Raw genomic sequence first — 12390 nt, forward strand, 5'->3', positions numbered from 1 at the left:
TCAAGGCCAATAATGCGATCTGCCAACTCGTGAAGGAGCATCGATGGGCACGCCGGATCCGGACACGATCAAGGCCTCGATCCAGGCGCAACGTGATGCCATGCTGGCGCTATTCGATCAGCTTGGACAGGACGGGCTGGATGAACCGGGAGTGTCTCGCGACCCGTACGGCGCAGGCGAGCAACGGGCCCACGCCACGGTCACGAAAGCCGCCCAGGCGATGGGATTGGAGATCAGTCACGATGCCGCCGCCAACCTCTATATGACATTGCCCGGCCGCGACCGGGCCGCGGCACCGCTGGTGATCGGCTCGCACCTGGACTCCGTGCCACATGGCGGCAACTTCGATGGCGCCGCGGGCGTGCTGGCGGGGCTGGCGACGGTTGCGGCGTTGCGGACGATGCACCTGACGCCGGACTGCGACGTCGTGGTGATGGGAATCCGAGCGGAGGAAAGCGTCTGGTTCCAGGTCTCCTATATCGGCAGCCGAGGCAGCCTTGGCAGCTTGCCGGACGGCGCGCTGGACGTCCGCCGTGTCGATACCGGCCGGACGTTGGCCGAACACATCGCCGACTGCGGCGGCGATCCCCAGGCGTTGCTCGCCCGCGCCCGCCATTTCGATCCAGCGCAGATCCACGCCTATGTCGAATTGCATATCGAGCAGGCCCCAAGCCTCGTCGAAGCGCGGCGTTCGGTGGCGATCTGCACCGGAATCCCGGGCAACTTCCGCTATCCCGATGCCTGGATCGAGGGGCGCCACGACCATGTCGGCCTGCCTCGCCGGTTCCGCCATGACGCGGCGATGGCCGGGGCCGAGTTCGCCATGGCGCTCGACGCTGTGTGGGCCGAGTACGACGCAAACGGCATCGCGATGGCCTGCACGCTTGGCCGCTTTCACACCGACCCCACCGCGCACGGAATGACCATCGTGCCGGGTGCGTTTCATTTCAGCCTCGACGTTCGCGCCTATGACCAGACCATCCTGGCCGGGCTGGAAGAAAAAGTCGGGCGGATCATCGCAGGCATCGAGCAGCGCCGCGCGGTTCGATTTCACCTGGGCACTCCGGCACGGGCTGCCGTCGGGCTGGTCGATCCGGCGATCGCCGGCGGACTGGAGGCCGCCGCGAGCCTGCAAGGGATCGACGTATTGCAGATCGGCAGCCCGGCGTCGCACGATGCCGCCGCCTTTGGCGCGGCCGGAGTGCCGATGGGGATGATTTTTGTCCGCAACGAGAATGGCAGCCACAATCCACGCGAAGCAATGACCATCGAGGATTTTCTTGACGGCGCGCGCGTCCTTCTTCAATGGGTCGTAACTGGCTTCAATGGGTCGTAACTGGCTTGACCGGTCGCGACCGATAAGTCCCGGAATTGTTCATGCCGCTTACGGGTTTCAGCGAACCAGGCGACCCAACGTCCGAGCGGATTTCCGGCGGACGCTCCGCCCACTGGCTGGTGCCGGTGCTCTATGCTTTCAGCGCCGTTGCCTTCGTCTTTGACCTTTGTCGTGACAACACCCTGGCCTATGGGATCATCTATGCGCCGCTGATCGCCACCGCGGTGTTCCACAAGAACCGTTTCAGTCTGTGGATACTAAGCTCGATCGCCTGCACGCTGGTCGTCGTCGGGGCGTTTTTTCCGGTCCTTGAATCCGACCTGCCGGACATGGTCGGCAACCGCGTCCTGTCGATCCTGGCGATCGCGGTTACTGCGTTCTTCGTGCATCATGCGCGCGGCATCCAGGACCGCCTTGCGGCCGAAACGCGGCGTGCCGAAGCAGCCGAACGCATCAAAACCGAGGTTCTCACCAACCTGAGCCAGGAGATCAGAACACCGCTGCACAGCCTGCTTGGCGTGCTCAGCCTGACCATGGCCAGCAAGCCGGATCAGCGTCAGGCGCTCCAGCAGGTACGAAACGATGGCAAGCAGTTGTTGGCGACGATCGACAACCTGCTCGACCTGACCCAGATTGAAGAGCGCAAATTGCGCCAGCAGACCATCGATGTGGTCAAGATCGCCCGCGATGCCGCTGACAACGCTCGTCCGGCGGCCGACCAACGACAGGTCAACATTGCCCTGGACCCGCATCGTGATCCCGACAAGGCGTCGGCGATCGGCGATTCCTGGGCGATCCGGCGCATCCTGGACAACCTGCTGGCGAACGCCGTCCGGCTGACTCCGCCCGGCGGCACGGTTTCGTTGTCGGTGGCGCGCAGCGCCGGCACCGTGACCACGTCAGTCAGCGATACCGGCAAGGGTCTGTCGCCCGAGGTGGCGCTGGATTTCCGCGACAACGAAACCCGGACCGACGGCTGCGCCTTGCCCGAGGCGGGCGCGACGGGCCTGGCGCTGAGCCGCCGCCTGGCCCGTGCGATGAACGGCCGGATGACCGCCAGCAACCTGCCGGGTTCGGGTGCGACCGTCAGCCTGTCGCTACCGGCGGCGGATCAGCAGATCGCCTAGCCGCGGGGCTCGTGGCGTCGTTGATCGCGGCACTGAAATGACGCGGGAGGGATTATGAGCACACGTATCGGTATCGCCGGCATCACTGGCCGAATGGGCCGATTGCTGGCCGAGCAAGTGCCCGCCGCGGGTGCGACGCTGATCGGTGGGCTGGGCCGTGGCGGAAGCCGACAGTTCGCAGACCTGGCCGCCCTCGCCGCCGCGACTGACGCCGTCATCGACTTCACCAACGCCGCCACGGCGCCGAGCAACGCGCGGACCATGGCGGAGGCGGGCAAAGCCTGGATTCTCGGCACCTCAGGCCTGTCCGCTGGCGACGAAGCCGCCGTGGAGCAATCGGCGGCGCGCATCCCGGTGGTCTATGCCGCGAACTTCTCGGCCGGCGTCAATCTTGTGCTGGCACTGGCCGAACGGATGGGTGCCGCGTTGCCGAGCGAGGCTTACGATGCCGAGATCGTCGAGATGCACCATCGCCAGAAAGTGGACGCGCCGTCCGGCACTGCAGTCGGCTTGGGGCGCGCGGTCGCCAAGGGTCGCGGGGTGCGCCTGGACGATGTCATGGAAAGCGGCCGTGACGGCCATACCGGGGCGCGCAGGACCGGCGCGATCGGGTTTGCCGCGCTGCGCGGCGGCCAGGTGGTCGGCGAGCATAGCCTGATCTTCGCCGCCGGCAGCGAGCACATCGTGCTGACCCATCGCGCCTTCGACCGGCGCACGTTTGCGACCGGAGCGGTTCGGGCGGCGTTGTGGGCGGTGTCGCAACCACCGGGGCTGTATTCCATGATGGACGTGCTGGGCATGGGCCAACGCGCCCCGTCGCCGTCATCCTTGGGGGAACAGCCATCAACTTGACCCTGGTGGCGGTTTCCGCCACACACCCGCCACCTTGGGCCGCCACCTTGGCCGGCCACCTTGGCATCCCGCCAATGCGGCCGTTCGGCAGGGGGCAACCTATAGCATGGCGAGGGTTCACGCATGCGGGACACGGGCGAGTATCTGTTTACCTCGGAATCGGTGTCCGAGGGCCATCCCGACAAGGTCGCCGACAGGATCAGTGACACGGTCCTGGACGCGTTCCTGGCGGCTGACCCATACTCGCGGGTTGCGTGCGAGACACTTGTCACCACGAACCGCGTCATCCTGGCCGGCGAGACCCGTGGCCCGGAGACGGTAACGCCGGAACTGCTGACCCACCTGACCCGCATGGCCATCCGCGACATCGGCTACGAGCAGGACGGGTTCCATTGGGCGACCGCGGACGTCGGGGTGCATTTGCACTCGCAATCCTCCGACATCGCCCAAGGCGTCGACAGCGCCGGCAACAAGGACGAGGGCGCCGGCGATCAGGGCATCATGTTCGGTTATGCCTGCCGGGAAACCGCGACCTTGATGCCCGCGCCGCTGTATTATTCGCACGAGATCTTGCGCACGATGCGCGATCTGCGGAAGGCCGGCGATCTTGCGGTGAAGGGCCTGCTGCCGGATGCCAAAAGCCAGGTAACTCTGCGCTATGTCGATGGCAAGCCGGTGGGCGCCACTTCGGTGGTGGTGTCCACCCAGCACGACTACGGGCTCGAGCAGGCCGAGATCAAGCGGATGCTGTGGCCGCTGGTGGAAGGCATACTGCCCAAGGGCTGGATGTGTCCCGAGGACGAATTCCACGTCAATCCGACCGGCAATTTCGTCATCGGCGGTCCGGACGGAGACTGCGGCCTGACCGGGCGAAAGATCATCGTCGACACCTACGGCGGCGCCGCACCACACGGCGGCGGTGCGTTCAGCGGCAAGGATCCGACCAAGGTCGATCGCTCGGCGGCCTACGCGTGCCGCTATCTGGCGAAGAACGTCGTCGCGGCGGACCTGGCGGATCGTTGCACCTTGCAGATCAGCTACGCGATCGGCGTTGCTCGTCCGCTTTCGGTCTACGTCGATCTGCAGGGCACCGGCCGGGACGTCGATGAAACCCGCCTGGAAAAGACGCTGCGCGACCTGATGAACCTGTCGCCGCGCGGTATCCGCGAGCACCTGCACCTGAACCGCCCGATCTATGTGCCGACCTCGGCCTATGGACATTTCGGACGCGAACCGGACGAGGCGAAGGGCACCTTCACGTGGGAAAAGACCGATCTGGTGCCGGCGCTGAAGGCAGCGTTGGGGCGGTAAAGCCGCCGCCGGATCGGCTCTACGGAAGGGCGCGCGGGCATACGCTGCGCGCTCGGCAGCAACGCCTGCTGGAGGTGACGCTGCCTCGGCTGGCATTGCCCGAAACGCTGCCGGCGGGCCCGTTGTGGCTGGAGGTCGGGTTCGGTGGCGGCGAGCATGCACTGGCGCAGGTCCGCGCTCATCCCGAGGCGACGCTGATCGCCTGCGAGGTTTTCGAAAACGGCATCTGCTCGTTGCTGTCGGCGCTGGTCCCGGAAGGCGGCGAAGCCGAGGCACCGCTGCCGTCGAACCTGCTGCTATGGACCGATGACGCCCGGCTGTTGCTGCGCAGGCTGCCGGATCAATGTCTGGACCGGCTGTTCCTGCTGTTTCCCGACCCTTGGCCGAAGGCCAGGCATGCCAAGCGCCGATTCGTGCATCCGGCTGTTCTGCCGTTGCTGGCGCGGGTGCTGAAACCGGGCGCCGAATGGCGGGTGGCGAGCGATGATCCCACCTACCAGACTTGGCTGGGCGAGGTCATGGCGGCGCAAACGCTGTTTGCAACGGCAACACCGGCAACGACACGACCAGCGGGCTGGCCGCAGACGCGGTATGAAGCGAAGGCGATGCGGGCCGGTCGCCAGCCGCTGTATTGGTCGTTCCGGCGGCTGGGCGGCTCATCGTTCGAAGTGAAGCGGTAGGGGATGGACGCCGCTGAGTGCCAGAGCCTGCCCAGTCGACCCTGCCCTTGATCCGGCGGAACGACGTGCTATACCGCCTGCCTCGCCGGTTGGGGCCGTAGCTCAGTTGGGAGAGCGCCTGAATGGCATTCAGGAGGTCAGGGGTTCGATTCCCCTCGGCTCCACCACCTCCGGGGACAGCGCGGTGTAGTCCTCGAACGAGTCCGCCTTTCCGCCAGCCCGCAGCAGGTCGGAGGCGCTGTGGGTGATGCGAGCGATTGCTGGTCATCGTCCCACCGCACCGCGTGCCACCTTGATCTGTGAGGCACCCCGGCCCCGTGTGGCCATACAGCACAAGGCCGGCATGCTCGTCGGGAGCAATCCGCCTGACCCCCGGATCGGCGATACCTCATTGCGGCGGGCGAGGGCCCGCGACCTGCCGGGAAGCCCACGAACAGTCATGGATGCCGGGCCGTCACTCGGCATGACGACGAGGGCGCGCCGGCGCCTACCACCATCGAACGGGTAATTTATGCAGGCTGCAGATGCGGCAGGAGCGAGAACAATGCAAACATCCGGGCGTCAACTCAAGCTGACCGCCTTTTGCCACCCGCCGGGCCATTGGCGGATGCCAGGTGCCAGTCCGACTGACATGGATTTTCAGGAATGCGTCCATCTGGCGCAGGTCGCCGAACGCGGCAAGTTCGACATGCTGTTCTTCCAGGACAGTGCCGCCGTCGCGCCGGCCTTCTACCTGTCCGGCGGCAAGGCCGAGGCTCTGGCGGAGGCCGCGCGCTGCGTGCGACTGGAACCGCTGACGCTGCTGGCGGGATTGGCCACGGTGACGCAGCGGCTTGGTCTGGTCGCCACTGCCACCACGACCTACAACGATCCCTTCAGCATCGCCCGTAAGTTCGCCACCATCGACCACATCAGCAACGGACGCGCGGGGTGGAACCTCGTCACCTCTCAGAACGTCGATGAGGCGCAGAATTTCAGCGCCGCCCAGCACCTGGACCATGCGCTGCGCTACGAGCGGGCGCAGGAATTCTACGACGTGGTCAGCGGCCTGTGGGACAGTTGGGAAGACGATGCGATCATCCGTGATCGTCAGACCGGGCGCTATATCGACCCGCGGAAGCTGCATGTGTTGAACCACAAGGGCGCGCATTTCTCGGTGCGCGGTCCGCTGAACGTGGCGCGGCCGCCGCAGGGCTATCCGATCGTGGCGCAGGCCGGATCGTCGGAGCCGGGCCGCGAACTTGCGGCGCGAACCGCGGACGTGGTGTTCACCGCGCAGATCAGCCTGGAGGAGGCGCAGAATTTCTATGCAGATTTGAAAGGACGCATGGCGCGCTACGGGCGCTCGGCCGACCACCTGAAGATTATGCCCGGCATTCGGTATGTGCTTGGCGCGACGGAAAGTGAAGCAAAGGAGCGCTACGAGATGATGTTGGCGGAGGCGTCGGATGAGGGCGCCTTGGCCAGCGTGCAGCGCCTGTGCGGCGATCTCGACATCAGGCGCTTTCCGCTCGACGGGCCGCTGCCCGATCTGCCGCCGAGCAACGCGGCGAAGGCGCGGCAGAAGATGATGATCGACCTGGCGCGGCGGGAGAATCTCAGCATTCGCCAGCTTGCTCGGCGGTTCACCTTCAGTCTGGGACATCTGGTCCATGTTGGCACCGCCAGCGGTCTGGCAGACATGATGCAGACGTGGCTGGATAACGACGCGGCGGACGGGTTCACCATGCTGTCGCCGTACTATCCAAAGCCGCTGGAAGAATTCGTCGCCACGGTGATCCCAGAACTGCAGCGTCGCGGCATCTTCCGCGCCGAATATGAGGGAACGACGCTGCGGGAGAATCTTGGGTTGCCATTCCGCACCAATCGCTACGTCGGATTGCGGAAGGCGGTGAATTCCGGGTAGATCCCCAACCGATCTCACCTTCCCGCGAACGAAAACTCCGGACATTTAACACGGAAGCAATCGATTCAGGGTTCGGCGGTTCCTTCGCTGGATCGCGCCAGGAGTCCTCCCGTTTCATGTATGCATGAAACGCTTCCGCATCCGATGCGTGCACGTCCCGGATAACCAAATTTGCCGTTTGGACTGCAGCCTTAAGCCCCACACCTGCCTGGGGCAACGCTCAGGCACCCGGTCCTCTGCTGCAGGCCAACAGAACGCTTGTCACGTCATCGCCGGTCTCGCTGTCGATGGCCGAGAAGGCAACACCTTTGGCGCCCCATCCGCGAAGCTGTTCGACGGTGACGTATCGTTGGCTTGCGGCATCATAGAGGCGACTTCGAGCATACCGCTTCACGACGTTCGCCCCGCGCTCGTCTAGGATCGCGTGCACGATTTGGTGGACATGCGGTCATAACGATGATCACGACAGGCATCGTCGATAGTACCTAGCACCAGATCCTGGCCATGGTTGGCACACCAATTGCTCAAGTTTTTTGGGCTGGACGAATCATCCGTTCGCTAGTGCCGGGGGGCCAAATGACAGACCTTTGTGCAATGGGAGCCATTGAGCTCGCGGCCGGCATCCGCGAGCACCGGTTTTCGGCGGTGGAGGCTACGGAGGAGGCACTTGCACGAATGGAGGCACTCGAGCCCACCCTGCATGCGTTCTGCACACCGACACCCGAACTCGCACTCGACACCGCACGCGGGATTGATGCCGCGCTGGCCATCGGACAGACGCCTGGGCCGCTTGCTGGCGTGCCGGTGGGCGTGAAGGACCTCATTTGCACTAAAGGCGTGCGCACGGTCTCCGGATCACCGGCCTATGCGGATTTCGTCCCCGACGAGGACGACATCGTGGTCGAGCGCCTGCGCGCGGCGGGTGCCGTGATCCTGGGCAAGACCAATGTCCCGGAGTTCGGCTATAGCGGAGTCGGGCACAACCCGGTGTTCGAGACCACCCGCAACCCGTGGAACCCTGAGCGGACCTCCGGCGGTTCAAGTGCCGGATCGGGAGCCGCGGTCGCGTCCGGCATGTGCCCGCTTGCTCTTGGAAGCGATGGCGGCGGCTCGGTTCGTATCCCGGCTGCGCATTGCGGGCTGTTCGGCATGAAGGCGAGCATGGGACGAGTGCCGCTCTATCCCAGCTGCCGTGACGAACGCTATCCGGGCATGTCCGGCTGGGAGTCGCTCGAACATATCGGACCGATGGCGCGGAGCGTGGCGGACGCGACACTGCTGCTCTCGGTGATCGCCGGACCCGATCCGCGAGACCGTCATTCGATCCCATGCGAAGACATCCATTGGCTTGCCGCAGTAGGTCCGCGCGAGCTTCGCGGCCTGCGCGTCGCCTACAGCGCGGATTGGGGCTATGCCGCTGTCGACCCAGAGGTGCGACGTGTCGTGGGCGAGGCGGTGCGCGTCTTCGAGACCGACCTCGGCTGCACCGTCGAACAAGCGGATCCAGGCTTCCCTGATCCGGCCGAGGCATTCTGGGCGTTGGTGGCGATGGAGACCGACCTCGCCGGGATGCGGGCAATGGTCGAGCAGTACGGCGCTCAGATGTCGCCGCATGTCGTGGCCATGGTCACCCGCGAATGGACCGCCAAAGAGTTCAACGCCGCGATCATTCAGCGCAAGCAGGTGACAAACTCGATGTGGCGCTTCATGCAGCGCTACGATTTGGTGCTGACCCCCACCCTCGCGGTGCCACCGTTCGCGCTCGGCATCCAGGGGCCGCAGCGAATCGACGGGCGCGCGGTTGCGGATTCCGCCTGGCTCGCCTTCACGTACCCGCTGAACCTGACCGGACAGCCGGCCGCCTCGATTCCGGCCGGCTTCACCAAGGATGGACTCCCGGTCGGACTGCAGATCATCGGGCGCCATCTCGACGACGACGCGGTGCTGCGCGCCTCCGCCGCCTTCGAGCACGCCCGGCCCTGGGCTGCGCGTGTGCCGCCGATGGTGGCTGCCCTCTCTCACCGGCAGACCCGGAAGCATGCGAGGACCTGACATGACCGTCTCTGCCCCTACTGATCTCGACGCCAGGCTCGGCGAAGAATTCGAGCACGAAGCGGTGCCGGAGGCGAACCGCAAGCCGGTCGGTTCGGTCGCCGCGATCTGGTTCGGGTTTCCGATGATCCTGACCAACGCGCTGTTCGGCGGCATCATCACTTATCATCTCGGCTTCGCGCGCGGGCTGCTCGCGCTACTGGGGGGCAACTTCGTGCTGTTCCTCTATGTTGGGGCGCTGAGTTACGTCGCCGGCCGCACCGGGCTGAACTTCGCCATGCAGGCCAAGCGCACGTTCGGAACCCGCGGATACGCCATGGCATCGGCCTTCCTGTCGAGCATCGTGATCGGTTGGTACGCGTTCCAGACCGGTCTTACAGGCGCCACGCTCCATGACAGTTTCGGCTGGAACACCAAACTGATCATTTGCCTCGCGGCCCTCCTCTATACTGGGGTCACCTTTCTCGGCGTGCGCGCGCTCACCGTGATCGGCATGATCGCGGCGCCACTTTACGTAATCCTCGGCGTGGTGGCGCTCGGCTTCGTCTCCGCATCGCACGGCCTCGGCGGCGTCACACACTACGCTGGTCACGCGGGCGGCATGAGCTTCACCGGGGCCGTCACGCTGGTGATCGCAACATTCGCCGACTCCGGAACCATGACCGCAGACTTCACGCGTTGGTCAAGGAACGGACGAGAGGCCGTGCTGGCGGCGTTCACCGCCTTCCCGGTCGCGAGCCTGGTGGCGCAGCTTTTCGGCCTCGTTGTCGTCGCGGCCGGTGCTGCGGCGCAGCCGGCGACGGATGGCGGCGATTTCCTGGCTCTGTTGACCGGGCACGGCGCGCTGCTCTCTGCACTCGCAGTGGCGTTCGTGTTCGTCAATCTCGGTTCGGTCTGCACGCACTGCCTGTATAACGGCGCGGTCGGCTACAGCCACCTGTTCGGCAGCCAGATGCGCCGGCTAACGCTGGTGCTCGGCGCCATCGGCGGCGCGCTCGCGCTGGCCGGGGTGTGGAGCCTGTTCCTCGGCTGGCTCAACGTGCTCGGCATGCTGGTGCCGCCGATCGGCGCGGTCATGATCGTGGATCAGTTGCTGCTGGGTGGGCTGGAGCGCCCGGCGGCGGACGCGGCGTTTCGGCCACCCGCCCTCATCGCCTGGGCCGCCGGAGCCGCTTGCGCCTTGCTGGTGCATCTCGGCCTGCCGGGACTGGGCGAGGCGATCACCGGCATCCTGGTCGCCGGCGCCGCCTACGCGCTGATGCGGCGGCGCGTGGGTACCCGGCTCGCGCAACCTGCCTCCCGATAGCCAAGGGGTCATGCCGATGAATGGGTTGGGTGGGCTGAACCGGTCGCCGTCAGGCGTGGTACTCAGCCTGGTGCAGTTGCAATTACCGAACGTCGTGACACGCGACGATCTCGCGCGGCAGACTGCGCGCATCGTGGACATGGTCGGCAAGGCTCGCCGCAACATGGCGAATGCCGACTTGGTGGTATTCCCTGAATATGCGCTGCACGGGCTTTCGATGGACATGAATCCCGAAATCATGTGCTCGCTTGATGGCCCAGAGGTGAGCGCCTTCTGCGCCGCCTGCGCCACGCACCAGATCTGGGGCTGCTTTTCGATCATGGAGCGTAACCAATTTGGGCACCCCTACAACACCGGCCTGATCATCGACCAGGACGGCGAGATCAGGCTGACCTACCGCAAGCTGCATCCATGGGTGCCGGTCGAACCGTGGGAGCCGGGCGATCTCGGTATCCCGGTGATCGAGGGGCCGCGCGGGGCCAGGCTGGCACTGATTATCTGCCATGATGGCATGTTTCCGGAAATGGCGCGCGAGTGCGCCTACAAGGGTGCAGAGATCATGCTGCGCACCGCTGGATACACCGCGCCGATCCGTGAATCCTGGCGTTTCACCAACCAGTCCAACGCCTTCTGCAACTTGATGGTGACTGCGAGCGTGTGCATGTGCGGCTCGGACGGCAGCTTCGACTCGATGGGCGAGGCGATGGTGGTCAACTTCGACGGCAACATCATCGCGCATGGCGCCACCGGCCGCGCCGACGAGATCATCACCGCCGAAGTGCGTCCCGATCTGGTGCGCGAGGCGCGCATCCACTGGGGCGTCGAGAACAACATCTACCAGCTCGGTCATCGCGGCTACAGCGCGGTCGCCGGCGGCGCGCGGGATTGCCCGTATACCTACATGCACGACCTTGCCGCCGGCCGCTATCACGTGCCTTGGGAGGACGAAGTGCGGCACACAGACGGCAGCTCCTGCGGCTTCGACCCGCCAACGCGCAGCTATAAGGCAGGCCGGGAGAGCGCGCGATGAGTTTGCCCGCGGAACCCTATGCCTGGCCGTTCGACGGCGACCTTCGCGCGGCCAACACCGCGTTGCTGGTGATCGACATGCAGACCGATTTCTGTGGGATTGGCGGGTATGTCGACGTGATGGGATATGATTTGGCCCTTACGCGCGCGCCAATCGCACCGATTACGCGCGTGCTCGCCGCCGCGCGACGCGCCGGGCTGCTGGTCGTGCATACTCGCGAGGGACACCGTCCTGACCTGTCGGACCTGCCGGAGAACAAGCGCTGGCGATCGCGCCGGATCGGTGCGGGGATCGGCGATCCGGGTCCGTGCGGACGGGTGCTGGTGCGCGGCGAGCCGGGCTGGGAAATCGTGCCTGAATTGGCCCCGCTCGCCGGCGAAATCCTGATCGACAAGCCGGGAAAGGGCAGCTTTTACGCGACCGACCTCGAACTGGTGCTGCGCACGCGCGGCATACGCAATCTTGTGCTGACCGGCATCACCACCGACGTGTGCGTGCACACGACGATGCGTGAGGCTAACGACCGCGGCTTCGAATGCCTGCTGCTGGAGGATTGCTGCGGCGCCACCGATCGCGTGCTGCACGACGCAGCAGTACGGATGGTCACCATGCAAGGAGGCGTATTCGGCGCCGTAGCCGCAAGCGGCGCATTGCTGGAGGCGGAACCGTTTGCCTGAGAACCTGCTGATCACGTCCCTTCGGGCAGCCTACCGGCAGGGGCGGCCCGCTACAGTTGTGCAACGCCTGCTGCCGGCGCGATCCTGATCGGCGAGACCAACCTGGATCAGTT

The 12390-nt window shown here is 65.5% G+C and carries 11 protein-coding genes and 1 tRNA gene; 11 read left to right on the forward strand and 1 reads right to left on the reverse strand.

Annotated elements, in window-relative coordinates:
* Nucleotides 1–43: 43 nt before the first annotated feature.
* The 7 genes from ACQY4Y_RS04900 (at nucleotide 44) to ACQY4Y_RS04930 (ending at nucleotide 7212) form a co-directional block, all read left to right on the forward strand.
* A complete protein-coding gene (locus ACQY4Y_RS04900; protein WP_428489431.1) occupies nucleotides 44–1336 on the forward strand; it encodes a Zn-dependent hydrolase in 1293 nt (430 codons plus the stop codon).
* A gap of 41 nt (nucleotides 1337–1377) precedes the next feature.
* Nucleotides 1378–2463, forward strand: coding sequence for a sensor histidine kinase (locus ACQY4Y_RS04905; RefSeq protein WP_428489432.1), 1086 nt, complete (start codon nucleotides 1378–1380; stop codon nucleotides 2461–2463).
* A gap of 54 nt (nucleotides 2464–2517) precedes the next feature.
* The gene (dapB, locus tag ACQY4Y_RS04910) at nucleotides 2518–3315 is read left to right on the forward strand and encodes a 4-hydroxy-tetrahydrodipicolinate reductase (RefSeq protein ID WP_428489433.1); all 798 of its coding nucleotides are present in this window, start codon (nucleotides 2518–2520) and stop codon (nucleotides 3313–3315) included.
* A gap of 123 nt (nucleotides 3316–3438) precedes the next feature.
* A complete protein-coding gene (gene metK, locus ACQY4Y_RS04915; protein ID WP_428489434.1) occupies nucleotides 3439–4626 on the forward strand; it encodes a methionine adenosyltransferase in 1188 nt (395 codons plus the stop codon).
* On the forward strand, nucleotides 4575–5306 hold the full coding sequence (trmB, locus tag ACQY4Y_RS04920) for a tRNA (guanine(46)-N(7))-methyltransferase TrmB (protein WP_428489435.1): 732 nt from the start codon (nucleotides 4575–4577) through the stop codon (nucleotides 5304–5306). Before metK ends, trmB begins: the two co-directional genes overlap by 52 nt.
* A gap of 91 nt (nucleotides 5307–5397) precedes the next feature.
* A tRNA-Ala gene (locus ACQY4Y_RS04925) sits at nucleotides 5398–5473 on the forward strand.
* A 377-nt stretch (nucleotides 5474–5850) separates the two neighbouring features.
* Nucleotides 5851–7212 (forward strand): LLM class flavin-dependent oxidoreductase, encoded by a 1362-nt coding sequence (locus ACQY4Y_RS04930; RefSeq protein ID WP_428489436.1) that lies wholly within the window; start codon nucleotides 5851–5853, stop codon nucleotides 7210–7212.
* A 220-nt stretch (nucleotides 7213–7432) separates the two neighbouring features.
* On the opposite strand, the gene ACQY4Y_RS04935 is transcribed toward ACQY4Y_RS04930, so the two are convergent.
* Complete coding sequence (locus ACQY4Y_RS04935) at nucleotides 7433–7642, reverse strand: polyhydroxyalkanoate synthesis regulator DNA-binding domain-containing protein (RefSeq protein WP_428489437.1); 210 nt, start codon at nucleotides 7640–7642, stop codon at nucleotides 7433–7435.
* A 74-nt stretch (nucleotides 7643–7716) separates the two neighbouring features.
* Between ACQY4Y_RS04935 and ACQY4Y_RS04940 the strand changes: the two genes are divergently transcribed.
* The 4 genes from ACQY4Y_RS04940 to biuH are packed head-to-tail and all read left to right on the forward strand — an operon-like array spanning nucleotide 7717 to nucleotide 12277.
* On the forward strand, nucleotides 7717–9264 hold the full coding sequence (locus tag ACQY4Y_RS04940) for an amidase (protein WP_428489438.1): 1548 nt from the start codon (nucleotides 7717–7719) through the stop codon (nucleotides 9262–9264).
* 1 nt (nucleotide 9265) lies between these two features.
* The gene (locus ACQY4Y_RS04945) at nucleotides 9266–10570 is read left to right on the forward strand and encodes a purine-cytosine permease family protein (RefSeq protein ID WP_428489439.1); all 1305 of its coding nucleotides are present in this window, start codon (nucleotides 9266–9268) and stop codon (nucleotides 10568–10570) included.
* A 25-nt stretch (nucleotides 10571–10595) separates the two neighbouring features.
* Nucleotides 10596–11600: a formamidase gene (locus ACQY4Y_RS04950; protein WP_428489440.1), complete on the forward strand. Its 1005-nt coding sequence runs from the start codon at nucleotides 10596–10598 to the stop codon at nucleotides 11598–11600.
* Nucleotides 11597–12277, forward strand: coding sequence for a biuret amidohydrolase (biuH, locus tag ACQY4Y_RS04955; RefSeq protein WP_428489441.1), 681 nt, complete (start codon nucleotides 11597–11599; stop codon nucleotides 12275–12277). The genes ACQY4Y_RS04950 and biuH overlap by 4 nt, the downstream gene beginning before the upstream one ends.
* Nucleotides 12278–12390 lie beyond the last annotated feature (113 nt).

Origin of the sequence: Rhodopila sp., assembly GCF_965277165.1 — a bacterium.
Classification (GTDB): Bacteria; Pseudomonadota; Alphaproteobacteria; order Acetobacterales; family Acetobacteraceae; genus Rhodopila.

Excerpts from the sequence above, each read along its gene's own strand:
- metK (WP_428489434.1), top strand. The coding sequence starts at position 3,439 with ATGCGGGACACGGGCGAGTATCTGTTTACCTCGGAATCGGTGTCCGAG.
- ACQY4Y_RS04930 (WP_428489436.1), top strand. The coding sequence starts at position 5,851 with ATGCAAACATCCGGGCGTCAACTCAAGCTGACCGCCTTTTGCCACCCG.
- ACQY4Y_RS04905 (WP_428489432.1), top strand. The coding sequence starts at position 1,378 with ATGCCGCTTACGGGTTTCAGCGAACCAGGCGACCCAACGTCCGAGCGG.
- biuH (WP_428489441.1), top strand. The coding sequence starts at position 11,597 with ATGAGTTTGCCCGCGGAACCCTATGCCTGGCCGTTCGACGGCGACCTT.
- ACQY4Y_RS04900 (WP_428489431.1), top strand. The coding sequence starts at position 44 with ATGGGCACGCCGGATCCGGACACGATCAAGGCCTCGATCCAGGCGCAA.
- ACQY4Y_RS04945 (WP_428489439.1), top strand. The coding sequence starts at position 9,266 with ATGACCGTCTCTGCCCCTACTGATCTCGACGCCAGGCTCGGCGAAGAA.
- ACQY4Y_RS04940 (WP_428489438.1), top strand. The coding sequence starts at position 7,717 with ATGGTTGGCACACCAATTGCTCAAGTTTTTTGGGCTGGACGAATCATC.
- dapB (WP_428489433.1), top strand. The coding sequence starts at position 2,518 with ATGAGCACACGTATCGGTATCGCCGGCATCACTGGCCGAATGGGCCGA.